The 15,907-nt window shown below is 32.3% G+C and carries 15 protein-coding genes; 11 read left to right on the forward strand and 4 right to left on the reverse strand.

The window, feature by feature from the left end:
- Nucleotides 1-16 precede the first annotated feature (16 nt).
- Nucleotides 17-907 carry an RNA polymerase sigma factor gene (locus tag Q4Q40_RS03095; RefSeq protein WP_303300224.1) on the reverse strand — a complete coding sequence of 297 codons (891 nt, stop codon included), beginning with the start codon at nt 905-907 and terminating at the stop codon, nt 17-19.
- Nucleotides 888-1,337, reverse strand: a complete 450-nt coding sequence (locus tag Q4Q40_RS03100) for a winged helix-turn-helix transcriptional regulator (RefSeq protein WP_303300226.1) — start codon at nt 1,335-1,337, stop codon at nt 888-890. The genes Q4Q40_RS03095 and Q4Q40_RS03100 overlap by 20 nt, the downstream gene beginning before the upstream one ends.
- A gap of 80 nt (nt 1,338-1,417) precedes the next feature.
- On the opposite strand from Q4Q40_RS03100, the gene Q4Q40_RS03105 reads away from it, so the two are divergent.
- A complete protein-coding gene (locus Q4Q40_RS03105; protein ID WP_303300227.1) occupies nt 1,418-1,762 on the forward strand; it encodes a nuclear transport factor 2 family protein in 345 nt (114 codons plus the stop codon).
- A gap of 20 nt (nt 1,763-1,782) precedes the next feature.
- Here Q4Q40_RS03105 and Q4Q40_RS03110 read toward each other — a convergent pair whose 3' ends face one another.
- Nucleotides 1,783-2,208: a winged helix-turn-helix transcriptional regulator gene (locus Q4Q40_RS03110; protein WP_303300228.1), complete on the reverse strand. Its 426-nt coding sequence runs from the start codon at nt 2,206-2,208 to the stop codon at nt 1,783-1,785.
- 104 nt (nt 2,209-2,312) lie between these two features.
- Here Q4Q40_RS03110 and Q4Q40_RS03115 point away from each other — a divergent pair, with 104 nt between their 5' ends.
- The 9 genes from Q4Q40_RS03115 (at nt 2,313) to fsa (ending at nt 12,656) form a co-directional block, all read left to right on the forward strand.
- Complete coding sequence (locus Q4Q40_RS03115) at nt 2,313-2,609, forward strand: DUF1330 domain-containing protein (RefSeq protein WP_303300229.1); 297 nt, start codon at nt 2,313-2,315, stop codon at nt 2,607-2,609.
- Nucleotides 2,610-2,626: 17 nt separating this feature from the next.
- Entirely contained in the window at nt 2,627-3,409 is a 783-nt protein-coding gene (locus Q4Q40_RS03120; RefSeq protein ID WP_303300230.1) for an SDR family NAD(P)-dependent oxidoreductase, read from the forward strand.
- Between the two features lie 77 nt (nt 3,410-3,486).
- Nucleotides 3,487-3,924 carry an SRPBCC family protein gene (locus Q4Q40_RS03125; RefSeq protein ID WP_303300231.1) on the forward strand — a complete coding sequence of 146 codons (438 nt, stop codon included), beginning with the start codon at nt 3,487-3,489 and terminating at the stop codon, nt 3,922-3,924.
- 233 nt (nt 3,925-4,157) lie between these two features.
- A complete protein-coding gene (locus Q4Q40_RS03130; protein WP_303300232.1) occupies nt 4,158-4,652 on the forward strand; it encodes a hypothetical protein in 495 nt (164 codons plus the stop codon).
- 92 nt (nt 4,653-4,744) lie between these two features.
- Complete coding sequence (locus Q4Q40_RS03135) at nt 4,745-7,117, forward strand: efflux RND transporter permease subunit (protein WP_303300233.1); 2,373 nt, start codon at nt 4,745-4,747, stop codon at nt 7,115-7,117.
- Between the two features lie 23 nt (nt 7,118-7,140).
- Entirely contained in the window at nt 7,141-7,944 is an 804-nt protein-coding gene (locus Q4Q40_RS03140; RefSeq protein ID WP_303300234.1) for an outer membrane lipoprotein-sorting protein, read from the forward strand.
- A 9-nt stretch (nt 7,945-7,953) separates the two neighbouring features.
- Nucleotides 7,954-9,300 (forward strand): DUF1302 family protein, encoded by a 1,347-nt coding sequence (locus Q4Q40_RS03145; protein WP_303300235.1) that lies wholly within the window; start codon nt 7,954-7,956, stop codon nt 9,298-9,300.
- A 546-nt stretch (nt 9,301-9,846) separates the two neighbouring features.
- Complete coding sequence (locus Q4Q40_RS03150; RefSeq protein WP_303300236.1) at nt 9,847-11,898, forward strand: transketolase family protein; 2,052 nt, start codon at nt 9,847-9,849, stop codon at nt 11,896-11,898.
- Between the two features lie 101 nt (nt 11,899-11,999).
- Nucleotides 12,000-12,656, forward strand: coding sequence for a fructose-6-phosphate aldolase (fsa, locus tag Q4Q40_RS03155; RefSeq protein WP_303300237.1), 657 nt, complete (start codon nt 12,000-12,002; stop codon nt 12,654-12,656).
- A 75-nt stretch (nt 12,657-12,731) separates the two neighbouring features.
- Here the strand turns inward: fsa and Q4Q40_RS03160 are convergent, their stop codons facing one another.
- Complete coding sequence (locus Q4Q40_RS03160; RefSeq protein WP_303300238.1) at nt 12,732-13,154, reverse strand: hypothetical protein; 423 nt, start codon at nt 13,152-13,154, stop codon at nt 12,732-12,734.
- A gap of 374 nt (nt 13,155-13,528) precedes the next feature.
- On the opposite strand from Q4Q40_RS03160, the gene Q4Q40_RS03165 reads away from it, so the two are divergent.
- A complete protein-coding gene (locus tag Q4Q40_RS03165; protein WP_303300239.1) occupies nt 13,529-15,901 on the forward strand; it encodes a GAF domain-containing protein in 2,373 nt (790 codons plus the stop codon).
- The last annotated feature ends 6 nt before the right edge of the window (nt 15,902-15,907 follow it).

Below are 15,907 nucleotides of genomic sequence, written 5' to 3' on the forward strand. Positions count from 1 at the left end.
AAATTCTTTATTGCCCTTATGATTCTCGAATTTTGCAATCTGAAACAATGGCATCAGTATTTTTCCCTAATACATGTTTCTTTTTACCTTCCTCAACCCAGTTTTCATTATTTTCAAGCATATAAGTATTCAATATAGAGTTCTTTGCATGTAAGGGGTTTATTCCTTGTACTAATTCTAATCTTAAATCAAATAAATAGTCAGAATTTTGACGATCTTTTTCCTTTATTAATTTTAATTCTTGCGCTTTAACATGGGCATCTTGTTTCGGGTTTAAAACTCCTTTTAAAGTAGTACATTGATGACAGATTCCTTTTTTGTTAACGAAAGCACATCGGTTATCAAAAATACGAATCATATTTTTTCGGGCATCAGCCAATGAATGTTTTACAATACCTTCTGTAAAGCCAGTAATTTCGATAATTTCAGAAACCTTAAAGTGATAGACCTCTTTTAATAATATGCATACTTGTTGTTTTAAAAGTAAGGTCTTGTTAATACAATTAAAACAATATGAAATGTGTTCTTTTATTTCATAATCCCGTTCAGGTGTCGTTTCAAAAATCATTCGCATTTTATCTATTAATTCAGGAGATTTCGAATGTAAAGCTGCTCCGTAATCTTGAGAATTTTCAACCCAGCGTTTTTTACCTTTCAATTGATTTTTAGCTGAATTTAAAGCAATACTAAAAACCCATGTTTTAAGCGAGGATTTTCCTTGAAATTTTTTAATATTATCTAGACCTTTAATATAGGTGTCGTGTACAATATCTTCTGTGTCCTGACGATTAGTAAGCAGTCTGAAAATAAAGGAAGATAATTCATCTTTAAATCCTATAAATTCTGATTCATATTGTTGTTTCATCATTGATTTAACCGAATTATATTTAGCAATAATTTTTAGCATCAAAGCTTTTTACAGAAGCAACTATTTCCCGAAGAAATTCGTCTTTGTCTGTTTTAACTCTTTTAATTATTTCATTCATCATCTCGGCTTTTTGATTTGGAATAATTAAAGAATCATCAAAATTAAATCCCCAAATGAGCATCTCTAATAAAATAGGAATCAGTCCAATCCCGTTTTCGGTAAGAGTATAAACTTTTCTGGTTTTTTGCAGTTCATATTTTTTACTCACTAAAAAACCATTAGACTCTAATATTTTTAACCTGTCTGATAAAATATTAGTTGCAATACCTTCTCCGCCTTCTAGAAATTCATTGTAAAAACGAAATCCCCGAAACACAATATCCCTTACTATTAGCAATGTCCATTTATCTCCTAGTATGTCTAAAGCCCTACTTATAGGGCATTCGGATCTTTTTACATTTTTTTTCACTAATCACTTGTTTTTTGCAAGTTAATATTTATATTTGCATAGCTTGTTTTTTGCAAGTAACAAATATAACTAAAAGAATTATGAGAAATTCATTAGAAGTAGTGGAAGGTTTTTTTAAAGCGATAAATGCTGGAGATTTCAATCAAGCAAAAAAGTTTATGGCAGATAATCATGAGTATCACGGGCCAATGTTTTCAACAAATACACCAGATGCTTATTTTGAAGAATTAAAAGCTTTTGAAATGGAGTTTGCGGTAGAAACTCAAGACATGATAGTTGCTAAAGATGCCGTAACACATGTGGCAATTTTAAAAATTTTAAAGCCACAAGTGTCAATCCCTACCTGTGAGGTTTTTAAAATTAAAAAAGGAAAAATTGCAAGGCAGTCATTCTATTTTGATACGGCATTGTTCCCCAAGGTCTAGTAAACTATAAAAATAACATGTTACTTTTTAGAAATTTTTTTGAACTCTTTTAGAAGTGTAGAGCTTATTTTTTCTTGTAAAGGTTTCCCACCGTCAACTAATTCTTTGACATGCATTTTATCTTTATCGTTTACTTGCCTATGCTTAACACTCCAATGGGCAATTTCAATCATTATTGGCATTAAATCAATACCCATTTTTGTAAGAGTGTACACGTTTTTCTGTTTGTGATGAAGATCTTTGCTCTTAATAATAACTTTCAATTCTTCTAATTTATTCAACCGATCGGTTAAGATATTACTAGCAATCTTCTCATCCGATTCACGCATTTCATTGAAATAACGCTTACCCTCAAACATAATATCCCTTATAATTAATAAGGTCCATTTATCTCCAAAAACTTCCAGGGCTTGATTTACAGGGCATTCTGATTTAGATTCTTTCATTTTTATAGTTTTATTTTAAAACTAGTTGTATTTTAAAATTGGTTTTATATATTTGTATAGTTGTTTTTTACAACTGGTCAAAGATACTAATAAAACATTGTTTAATGAGAAAAGGATACATTATTGAAAGTTATGAGATTATAAATAAGGAAGACTATATACCTCCAGTAAAAGTGATAAATAAAATATTGGAGAAGTTTTATGGGAAGTTTATCGTAGCCACTCCAAAATCGGAAACATTAAAAGGAACTCCTTTAGAAGTCATTATAGTCATGGAATTCGATTCTGAAGACCATGCAAAAGCATTTTATAATTCCCCAGACTATAGCGATTACAAAAAACTTCATGAAAGAACAACTGAGGGTTGGATCCTATTTTCTCCAGAATATCAAAAGAAATAACAATTAATAAAGCTAAAATGAAAAATCAGTTATTAGAAAATAAAAATGCTCTTGTTTTTGGAGCTAAAGGAGCCACAGGAATGAAAGTTGCCGAAGCATTAAAAGAGAATGGTGCTAAAATATTCTTGTCAGATATTAATGTAGAGGGGATAGAACAGTGCGATTTTGGAGAAATACGAAAGCTGGATACTTTAAATGAAGACGAGGTAAAACAATATTTTAGTTGGTTTGAGAAAGAAAATGTACCTGTTGATATTGTTATTAATTTGAGTACTTCAAACCCAGAGGATTTTAATCATGGCAAACCTGTAACAGATGTTTCTTTAGAACAATTCATGATTCCTTTAAAAACGACTACTGCTTCACAGTTTGTAACAGCCAAGGCTGCCTATCCAATAATGTCTAAACAAAAAAACGGTGTCATTATTTTTATAACATCTACACTGGCAAAAGTGGGTTCGCCATGGAGTTCTGCATTAACAGCGTCGCATGCTGCTACAGAAGGATTGCTAAAAAGTTTAGCTAATGAATGGGGAGCAGAAGGTATTAGAGTTGTAGGTATACGATCTGAAGCCATGCCAGAATCCCCTACAATAGATTATACGTTTACCACCATGGGAGCAAATATGGGTATGAGTAGAGACGAAATGCAAGCTTTTATTGAGCAAAATAAAACAGCATTAAAAAGACTCCCATCTATTAAAGAAACAGCAAATGTTGTTGTTTTAGCAGCATCAGATTTTGCGAGTTATATGACTGGAACAATACTGAATCACTCTGGTGGTCATATACTTGAGTAAATGTCATGTACATGGCTGGTTATGTCTATCCAATTCGTAATAAGTAAGAATCAATTAAATGATAAAGTCATAGAACAATGAAAAATCAAAAAGAAGAAAGAAATTATACTACAGAAATTACAATGAGAGCAAGCGCAGTAGATGTTTTTTCTGCTTTGTCTGAAAAAATAAATTTATGGTGGGGAGAAACCGATACCCCTGTATCTAAAGTAGGAGATGTTTTTACCATAGTTTTTGGAGAAGCTTGTTGGACTTTTAAAATAATGACGTACACCCCACATTCAAAACTTACATGGGTATGTATTGGAGGTGTACCAGATTTTAATGCCGAATGGATTGGAAACCAGTTGCATTGGAGTATTGAAGAGCAGGGAGACACGACTAAAGTGCGTTTTTTACAAATTGGACTTACACCCAATATGAACTGTTACGATGTATGTGCGTCCACCTGGGATAAGTTTATCATGATAAGTTTAAAAAGTTTTGTTGAGACTGGTAAAGCTGAATCTTTTTAATCGAAAAGAATTCCTCGAGGCTCTGCCTCGGGCCTGCCTGCCGGCAAAGGCAGGGTTTCCGTTGAAATTGTCATTCCCGTGAAAACGGGAATCTAAATACAGAATTTTGGTTTTTGACCTTTTTAGGTCAAAATGAAACTAGCGAAATACCTCTATGGCTCTGCCGAGGATAGTTGGTTTCAAGAAATTCTTTATTAAAGAATTGTACCTCTTATAAAATTAAAACATTCAATATGGAAAATCATAAATCAATAGATAGGTTAATAGAACAGTACGAACTTCATAACATGTTGTTTAAAAATGCCATTGATGGTATAAAAGATGAAGATGCCAAAGTTAGAATATATGGAAAAACCAACCACATACTCTGGTTGGCAGGTAATTTAGCCTCAACGCGATATGATTTAGCTAAAAATTTAGGGGTCGCTATTGAGAATACATATGCTGAGTTTTATGAAAACCATAAAAGTTTTCAAGAAGATCTGGAATATCCCAACTTAGAAAAATTATTAAAAAATTGGAACACCATTTCTCCTGTATTGAAAGAAAAATTAGAAGCCCTATCTGAAGATACACTTTTTAAGAAACCAAGTTTTAAAACCCCTCCAATGTTTAACCAGACGCTATTATATTATATACTTTTTTTAATAGATAGAGAGTCTTATGTCATTGGTCAGATAGCTTTTATAAGGAAATCCTTGAGCTATGAGGCGATGAAATATAACTAATCTAAAAAAAACACCAATTTTTCGTTCGAAATGGAGGGCAGAATTGTCTAAAATATATCAGCTAGTAAAAAATTAACAAATCACTACAAAACATGGAAACAAAAAAAATGAGTCAGTCTGAAATCTTTTTTAATAAAGCCTTAAAATACCCTTGGTTTGTTATTTTAGGAACCCTACTAATCATAATTGGTTTAGGAAGTCAATTACCAAAAATGGTGATAGATACCACGATCGAAGCTTTTATTCCACCAAATCACCATTCATTAAAAAACAGAGAAGAAGTTCGAGAATTATTTGGACTGTCTGATCCCATTGTTATTGCAGTTGTAAATGAGAGTAAAGAAGGCGTATATACTCCAGAAATGTTGAATTTTATCAAAAAACTTAGTGATGAAGTACAATTAATTGAGGGCGTAGACCCAGATAAAATCACAAGCCTGTCTACCGAAAATAATATCTATGGAACAACAGAAGGAATGGTTGTAGATCCTTTTATTGAAGAAACTATAAATACTAATGAAGAAGCAAACGCCATTCGCAGTGGCGTATTGGAGTATCCACTTTACTCAGGTAATTTGGCTAGTAAAGATGGTACAGCCTCGCTAATAGTTATAGAACTTTTAGATAAAATTAAATATGGAAAACAAGCTTATAACGACATTAAAAAACTCGCAGAAGAATTATTAGCTAAAGAAGTCACGAGTGTAACAGCAGCGGTGCATGTTGCAGGAGAAGGGGGTGTTGTATCACATCAGGCAGAGTATATAGATGGCGATGCTAAAAAAATGACCCCTCTGGCATTTTTAGTAATCCTATTGGTATTGATAATTGCTTATAGAACATTTAGAGGATTATACCTTACAGTTTTTGTAATTCTGGGTGTCGTAATTTCCACAATGGGTATTATGGCTGGACTTGGAGTACCCATGTACCTAACTTCAAATATTATTCCTGTTATATTAATTGCTATAAGTGTTGCAGATGCTATTCATATTCTTGGTGCCTATTATGAATTTCTTGCAAAACATCCCGAAAAAACATCCCGAGAGATTACGCTAATGGCCATGAAGGATATGTGGCGCCCAGTTACTTTTACTAGTTTAACCAATGTTGCTGGGTTTATGGCTTTGAGTATAACCACTACGATTCCCCCATTAAAAATGGTAGGCATATTTTCATCTATTGGAGTATTGATGGCATTACTGTTGTCACTTTTATTAGTGCCTGCTATTTTGATTTTACTAAAACCAAAATTGAGTAAAGCCTATCAAAAAAGTGTAAATAACGAGGGAATTAAAACCGATTTCTTCGGAAAAATAGTCTCTAAAATGGGTGTCGTTATAGTTTCCAATCCTAAAAAAATATTATACACTACATTAATCGTATTGCTGATTGGTGTTTTTGGAGCTTCCAAAGTTTATGTAGACGAAGCCAGTATAGATAACTTCAGCGAAACTACAGATATCTATAAGGCAGATAGATTAATAAATACTAAGATGGATGGCGCCAATACATTTGATGTTATGGTTTCTGCAAACGAAACAGAAGGATTATTTGATTCGAAAAAACTTAAAAAGATTGAAGCATTACAAAAATTTATTGAAAGTTTACCTTATGTAGGCAGTACAACTTCTATTGTTGATATTATTAAACAAATGAATAAATCGCTTAACGAAAACAAACAAGATCAATATATAATCCCCGAAAATAATGATATTATTCCTCAGTTATTTCTTTTGTATAGCGCAAGTGGCAACCCAGCCGACCTTGAAAAATTTATAGATTACGATTACCGACATGCCAATATTAGCGTGTCATTAAAAGATGGTAAATATAGTAGTGTCAAACAAATTATAGAACCGCTTAAAACTCACATCGCATCAGAATTTAAAACGGATGATGTTAAAGTTAAAATAGCGGGTTGGATGAATATATTTTACTACTGGTTAGATGGTATTGCATTTAGCAACTATCTTGGTTTATTCGTTGCACTTATAGCAGTTTGGTTGTTAACCTCTATAAGCTTTAAGTCTATTATTGCTGGGTTTTATGCTGTTACACCCGTATTTACAGCCATCTTAATATTCTATGCCGTAATGGGCTTTGCAGGAATTACTCTAAATACAGCAACTTCTATATTCGGAGCAATTGCGATAGGAGTTTCTGTCGATTTTGCGATTCATATTATTCAACATATTAAATATGCAGTAAACCAAAGGGATTTATCTATTAATGAGGCGCTTTTAGATATGTATCCATCTACAGGAAGAGCTCTTCTTTTTAACGTTTTTGCAGTGTGTTTAGGCTTCGGAATTAACATGACTAGTAGTTTGCCGCCATTTGTAATATTTGGAGCTTTAATAACGACTTGCGTAGCGACTAGTTTTTTAGCCAGTCTTGCTATTATACCAGCATTAATAAAAACATTTAAGCCTAAATTTTTAAAGGAAGAAATTTCTAAATAATAACAGATTTAAAAATAATCATCATGAAAAAATCACAATATATAACCATTTTTATCACATTATTTATTACGAGTATTGCCATCGGGCAATCGCTTCCTAGCGGAGAAGATATTTTGAAAAATGTAAACGAACGCAATGAAGGCGAACATCTAATACAGGATCTTAAAATGACTTTGATTAATAAAAAAGGAAAAAAACAAATAAGAGACGTTAAGAGTTACCGCAAAGATTACGACAATCAAAGAAAAACCATTTTAGTATTTACGAAACCATCAAACGTGAAAAATACAGCATTCATGTCTTATGATTATACCGATAAAACTAAGGATGATGACCAATGGCTGTATTTGCCTGCTCTTAGAAAAACAAGAAGAATATCTGCAGCAAATCGAGGTGATTACTTTTTAGGAACAGATTTTACCTATGAAGACATAAAACTTGGTACTAAAATGAGTGAGTCTGATTATCATTATAAAACGATAAAGGAAGAAATCATTAATGGACACCCTTGCATTTTATTAGAGGCTATACCAAGAACTGATAAAATAGCAAGAGAACTTGGATACAGTAAAGTACATCAATGGGTAGATAAAGGAATTTGGATGGTAAGACAAACCAAATATTGGGACATTGCAGGAAATGATTTAAAAACAACTTATGTAAAGGACATTAAAAAAATACAAGAGGTGTGGACATTTCAGGCATTAGAAGCTATAAACCATAAAAACAATCATAAAACGGCTATGGTTTTCGGAAATAGTGATTATAATACTGTTATTGATGATGTCCTGTTTTCTGAAGAATCCTTAGTAAGAGGTGCTAATTAATTAAAATATATGAAGGCCTCGTATTATATTACCGTCTTATTTTTTTTAATACTTAATCTCATTGTAAATGCTCAAAACGATTCAATAATTTCTAAAAAGAAATACATATCAAATACCCAGTTTACTATGTTGGTAGATGCCAGAACGTCTATTGAGTTTAAATCTGCCAATGTTCAAAAAGCTGAGTTTTTTATACGCCCAGAATTAGATATGCCTTTGTCAAAAAATTTTAGACTTAAAATGATAGGTCGTGTATATACAGAAATATTTGATAATCTTGAACCTGGTAAGCCTGAGCAAGATGCAGTATCAGAATTTTCAAAAAGAGCACTAATTGGAGACCGATTAGAAGCAGAACTACGTGAGTTCTATTTCGATTGGAAAATAGGAAAGCATTATTTAACCTTTGGGAAACAGCAAATTGTTTGGGGGAAATCTGATGGATTAAAAATATTGGATATAGTAAACCCCACAAATTTTAGAGCGTTTTTATTAGATGATTTTGACAATTCGCGGATTCCATTATGGGCCATAAAAGCCGATTTGAAATTATCAAAAATAAATGCTCAATTAATTTGGATTCCAGATATGACCTATCATGATTTTCCTCCTCAAACTGGCATATTTTTCCCAACAGCGTTGTTTTCTGATGTACCACAAGGAGTCTCAGTTATAAATAACCCACTAGCAAAGCCTGATAAAAAACTTATTAAAAATGCCGATTATGGCATTCGAGTATCAGCTTTTTTAAATGGTTGGGATGTTACTGTAAATTATTTATACCAATATGATAATTTCCCTGTTACCAAAACGATGACTAATGATGTAAACGATGACATAACGATTAGCCCTATGTTTAAACGGTATCATTTATTTGGAGGAACATTTAGTAATGCATTTGGGAATTATACATTGCGTGGAGAAATAGGATATTCTAAGGATAAATATTTTTCATCTAATAATAGTAATGTTTCAGAAGGCATTTTTAAAAGCGACCAAATAATGGGTGTTGTTGGTATTGATTATTCAGGAATCAGCAATTCTACATTGAGTTTTCAGATTTTTGAAGATTATATCTATAATAACCAAAATACTATCGGAAGAGAGACTTCAGAAACCAATGCATCATTTTTAATTGACAGACGGTTTGCAAATGAAACCTTGACAGCTTCTGTAATTTGTGTTCAAAACCTAAATGAAGGCGATGGATTTGTAAGACCCAAGGTGACATATTTAGTTTCAAATAATCTAACAGCTTCTTTAGGCGCCGATTTATTTTATGGAAATGAAAGCAGACCGTTTGGGCAATTTAAATCTTTAAATAGGGTGAGCCTGGGATTGCAATTGGGAATTTGAAAGAATTGATCTCTATCCTAATATCAACCATGAGAGAAATATATAAAGTTAAAGGCCTCTAAGGTTCAGATCTCTAACTTCTACCAGGAGAAAGAACCTTTTATAAAAGAACAATTTTATTAGAGATGAGGAACAAAACATATTTTATATAAACCTATCAATATTTTGATGAGTTAGTATATGATAGATAGTTATATGATAGGTGATATAAGGCTTAACGCTAGAGAATGTTACAAAAGCTAAATCGAATCCTTCTATTAAATTTAGAAATCTTTCCTGTTTTTAAAATAAAATAAATAGTATCTACTTGATATTTAGCAAAAAGTAATTATTTAACAAAGAAGTTAATAGTTGTTATTAAATTATTCAATTTTAATAATACCTAACAGGTTAAAGGTTATATATTTGCAAAATATATTTTTCTGCAGTGTTGAAAAAGAAATTTTTAGATGAAAAATCTATGTTTTTCTTAATTAATTCTAAGAGATATATTAAATAAAATTAAGCATTGATAGTAGTCTATTAAATATAAACCATACATTAAAAATGAATAAAAAAATCGATCAACAAGCAGCAGATAATATTAGAGCATTAGCTGTGGCAATGGTAGAAAAAGCAAATTCAGGACACCCAGGAGGCCCTATGGGAGGTGCAGACTTTATGCATATCTTATATTCTGAGTTCTTCAATTACGATCCATCAGATATGACATGGCCTTTTAGAGATCGATTTTTTATGGATGCTGGTCATTTATCTACCTTGATGTATGCACAGTATTATCTTTTAGGAAATTATGAGAAAAAAGATGTTGAAAGTTTCAGACAATGGGGTTCTATTACACCAGGTCACCCTGAAGTTGATGTAGCAAGAGGTATAGAAAATACATCTGGACCATTAGGACAAGGTCATACTATGGGTGTTGGTGCAGCCATTGCAGCTAAATTTTTAGAAGCTAGATTTGGAGATTGGATGAATCATAAAATTTATGGTTTTATTTCTGATGGTGGAATTCAAGAAGAGATTTCACAAGGAGCTGGTAGAATTGCAGGACATTTAGGACTGAGCAATTTTATTATGTTTTTCGATTCTAACGATATCCAGTTATCAACAGCAACAGATGAGGTAACTACCGAGGATACCGCTATGAAATATGAAGCATGGGGATGGAATGTTGTTACTATCGACGGGCATAACCATGAAGCTATTAGAAAAGCATTAACAGATGCTAATAATGAAACAGAAAGACCAACCTTAATTATTGGTAAAACCATTATGGGTAAAGGTTGTCTTGCTGCAGATGGAAGTATGTTTGAAGGTCACTGTGAATTACACGGACAGCCTATTGGTAATTCAGGAGCAGATTACACAAAAACCTTATTAAACCTAGGCGCTAATCCAGAAAGCCCTTTTGATAAGTATGACGATGTAAGTGCATTTTACGAAACATTATTAAAAGAGAAAACAGCTAAAGCAGCAGAAAAGAAAGCAGCCATTGAAACTTGGAGACAAGGCAATGAAGCGCTTGCAAATAAATTAGATTACTTTTTGTCTGGAGCACTTCCAGATTTAGATTTTGAATCTATCGAACATAAAGCAGGTTTAGCTACAAGAGCAGCATCTTCTAACGTACTTGGGTATTTAGCAGAACATGTTGAAAACATGATTGTATCATCTGCAGATTTATCTAATAGTGATAAAACAGATGGTTTCTTAAAGAAAACATCAGCACTTAAAAAAGGCGATTTTAGTGGTTCGTTCTTACAAGCAGGTGTTGCAGAATTAACCATGGCATGTATTGCAAATGGTATCGCACTACATGGTGGAATTATTCCAGTGGTAGCAACATTCTTTGTGTTTTCAGATTATATGAAACCAGCCATTCGTTTAAGTGGTATTCAGGAATTAGGTGTAAAATACGTATGGACGCATGATGCATTCCGTGTTGGAGAAGACGGACCTACACACCAACCAGTTGAGCAAGAAGCTCAAATAAGATTGTTAGAGAAACTTAAAAACCATAGCGGTAAAAATAGTTTCTTAGCTTTACGCCCTGCAGATTCGGCAGAAACTGCTGTAGCATGGAAAATGGCTTTAGAAAACAATAATACACCTTCAGGTTTAATATTATCCAGACAAGGGATAAAAGATCTTCCTGCAAATGGAGCATCTAGATATCAAGAAGCTTTAGCAGCAGAAAAAGGAGGGTATTTAGTGAAAGAAGTAGAGAATCCAGACGCTGTATTAATTGCAAACGGATCTGAAGTAGCAACATTAATTGAGGCAGCAAAATTACTTGAAGAAAGAGAAAATATTAAAGTGAATATTGCTTCTGTAATTTCTGAAGGCTTATTTAGACTTCAATCTAAAGAATATCAGGAAAGTGTTATTCCTAAAAACAAACCATTATATGGCTTAACAGCTGGCTTACCGGTAAATTTAGAAGGTCTAGTAGGAGAAAACGGTAGAGTTTTTGGACTTAATCATTTTGGTTATTCAGCACCTGCAGGCGTTTTGGATGATAAGTTTGGTTTTACAGGAGAAAAAGTATGCCAAAATGTAATCGAATATTTAAATGAAACATCAATGGCTAAAATTTAATCATATAATGATTAAGCCGATGACCTTTGCAGAGCACTTTGGCTGTGCTAAAGGTAAATTAAAGTTAAAGTAAGGCAGATTAAACAATAAATTATAAGCAAATGAAATTTTTTATAGACACAGCTAACTTAGGTGATATTGCAGAAGCACAAGCTTTAGGCGTTTTAGATGGCGTTACAACCAATCCATCATTGATGGCAAAAGAAGGTATTACTGGTGCTGAAAATATTTTAGCACATTACCAAAAAATTTGTGATCTAGTTGATGGCGATGTAAGTGCAGAAGTTATATCTACCAATTTTGAAGGTATGGTAGAAGAAGGCGAAAAATTAGCTGCTTTACACCCACAAATAGTAGTGAAATTACCACTAATTGCTGATGGGATTAAAGCATGTAAATACTTTTCAGATAAAGGAATAAGAACCAATGTGACTTTAGTTTTTTCTGCAGGACAAGCATTATTAGCTGCTAAAGCAGGAGCTACTTATGTGTCTCCGTTTATTGGTAGACTAGACGATATTTCTACAGATGGTTTAAACCTAATTGCTGAAATAAGACAGATTTATGATAACTATGGCTTCGAGACTCAAATTTTAGCAGCTTCTGTACGTCATACAATGCACGTTATAGACTGTGCTAAGTTAGGATCTGATGTTATGACTGGACCTTTATCATCAATTAAAGGACTGCTTAAACATCCATTAACAGATATTGGTTTAGCTAAATTTTTAGAAGACTATAAAAAAGGAAATCAGTAGGTTTCTTTTAAATTTATAAGAAAAAGCTTCTCAAATTTTTTTTGAGAAGCTTTTATTATTTGAATTAATATATAATTATCCTTCAGCAGTAAACTTTCTATAAACTAAACTAGCTATAATACCCATTATAACATAATGCACAACATAAATAATGGCGTTTATAATAGTTCCAGGCAGATCCATGATGTTTGAAGTAGAGTAACCAATTAGTCCACCGCCTAAACCTATTAAAATACCAACCCATATACCAAATTGAACACCATGAGAAATACCGTGCGTACCTCGTGCCCATTTTGAATATATAGTTGAAAATGCGAAACCTATAACTAAACAACCAATGGCTAGTAAAGCCATATCTGGCATTTCTTTCATAAGACCAGCAGTAGTAGCATGGTCTGCTAGCATTGGATCCCCTATAATACCCCAAAGTAGCCACCCGCCAAGGAAGCCCCAAATGGAGGTAATGATCGTTGAAATTAAATTTGTTTTAGAAAACATAATTTTAGTTTTAAATGGTTAATATGTAGTTAAATATATGTAAAATTATTAAATTCATATATTTTTAGTTAATAAATTGCGAACATTTCAGTTTTAAAAACATTCGAAGCTTGTTCGAAGGTTTTTATTTAAATTATTATTCCTGTAAAAACGAGGATTTAAATAGCGTTCGTAGCCCTAAACGCATCAAATATTATATCGTGTTTTCTATTGGTTAAATATTTTTAAATAGGTATGAATGCAACCAAATTTAAATAGTTAAAAACACAGTAAATTTTAACATTTAAATTTGTAACATTTTTGGTGTTAACAAGTCTAATTTATAACGACTAAACCAATAATTTGTAACTTTGTATTTTAAGAAAACTGATAATATGGATATTAACGATAATATCGAATCGCCTTTAAACTTAAAAGTGAGTTTTAATATGCTGTTAAAGCATTACAAGACATTAGCTGAAAGTGATGATGAACTTGTTTCAGCTAAAGCAAAGCATATTATAAAGGTTGCAGCAGATTATCCAGAATTAGAAGAAGGTTTTAGTGACTTTTCGATACTAGAAGAAAGAGAAAAAGAAATAGCGATAATTCTCGAAGATTCATTTAGTACGATCTTAACTAAAAACGAAATAAAAACAGCATCAGTTCCTTTCCATAATTTAATTTTTAATTCTTCAGAGCGGTTTAAAAGTATTATTAAAACAGCAGGTGACGATTTTGAGCTTGAAATGAAAAATATGCCTGATAATGATACATATATTATCGCATGTACCATCATTTTAAATTTTTGTTATGGCTACAATTTAAATTTTAAAAGACCATTTTATTACGAAATACCAGATGTTAACGGAATACTTCATTATTATAAAATATTATATAATGCAGATTTCTGTGAAATTATTCCAACTGAGACCGCTAAAAAGATCACTCGCGAGGATTATGACGAATTACTAGATAATTTTGAGAATATAGAGCTTTGGAAAGAGAAGTTTCCGCCAAATAGTTACATTTTCAAGGGGTTCGTTATATCAAATATTTTTGATGTTACCGACGATCAATCTATATCCAATATAAAAACGACCTTAATAGGAGAAGATAAGCGGAATAATGAAAGCTTTATGGACGGTTTTCATGAAATTTTCAGATCTCTTTTAGGAATAAATGATATAAAAGTTGGTTTTTCAATTTACAATGAGGAAGAGCAGACCTTTGAACATGTTTATGGTGTTGGTGTGAACAGTTTTCTGCTGAATAATATAGAAAGTGCCTCTTGTTCTGGAGCCTTATGTGGCTGGTCCTACGATAGGCTGATGAATGAAAAGAAGTACTTTACGGTTTCGGATGTAGATAAAATGTTTGGATTATCTGAAGGGAAAGCGCCTCATATTAAGGCATTACATGAGCAGGGTATAAAAAGTGCCATTTTTGCTCCTATTGCTAATGATAAAGGTTTAATGGGGATATTAGAAATTGTGTCTAATAAACCCTATGTTCTTAACAGTATAAACGCTAATAAATTAATAGATGTTATGCCGTTTATTGTATCGGCGGTTGAGCGGTCAAAAAACGAAGAAGAGAATTTAATTGAGGCGATCATCCAAAAAGAATGTACCTCCATTCACCCCAGTGTGCATTGGAGATTTGAAAAAGAAGCGAAGAATTTTATTAAAGCTGATATGAATGGAGAACAAGCTATTTTTAAAAAAATAGCTTTTGAAAATATTTACCCTCTTTATGGACAGATTGATATAAAAGGATCATCAGAAGCTCGTAATAAGGCAACAAAACAAGATTTAACACTTCAATTAAAAGCCATTAAAAGTATTTTTGAAAGCGCTTTAGAAGTGGAGACATTGCCAATCTATGAGCAATTTATATATCAAACCAATAATTATTTAAAAAATTTAGAAGTCAATTTTCAAGTAGATAGTGAACAACAAATCTCCGAGTTTTTCAAACAAGATATAGAGCCCGTTCTTAAGTATCTTTACACAACAGATACATTAAAAGAGCAGATTGATGCCTATTTTGATAGTATTGATAATAAAGTAAATGTGCTTTACAAACATAGAAAAGAGTACGATGATACTATTGCAGTTATTAATAAAGAAATGGCGGCTCTTCTAGATGCAAAACAAGTAGAAGCACAACAAATGTATCCGCATTATTTTGAACGTTTTAAAACAGATGGTGTTGAGCATAATATGTATGTAGGTGAATCCATTACTAAAGAAGAAAGTTTTAATCTTATCTATTTGTATAATTTACGTTTGTGGCAGTTACAAGTAATGTGTGAAATGGAAAACTCCTATTATCAAATGCAACCAGATTTTCCAGTGGAGCTAGATGTTGCGTCCATGGTATTAGTATTTAATCAACCATTGTCCATTAGTTTTAGAATGGACGAAAAACAATTTGATGTAGATGGCACTTATAATGCACGTTACGAAATTGTAAAAAAACGAGTTGATAAAGCGCATATAAAAGGAACCACAGAACGTGTGACTCAAAAAGGAAAAATAAGTATTGTATACTCTCAAAAGCAAGATGAGAGAGAATATTTAAGATATATCAAGTTTTTGCAGTCTAAACATTATTTAGACACAGATATTGAAATAGTTGAACTTCAAGACTTACAAGCTGTTACAGGACTTAAAGCCATTCGAGTAAGTGTGCTATATCATAAAGACGAAAACGATAAGTCCTTTTATACTTATGACGATTTAATGAAGGAGATTAAGGCTTAATCTCTT

This window comes from Flavivirga jejuensis, from assembly GCF_030540765.1.
GTDB lineage: Bacteria > Bacteroidota > Bacteroidia > Flavobacteriales > Flavobacteriaceae > Flavivirga > Flavivirga jejuensis.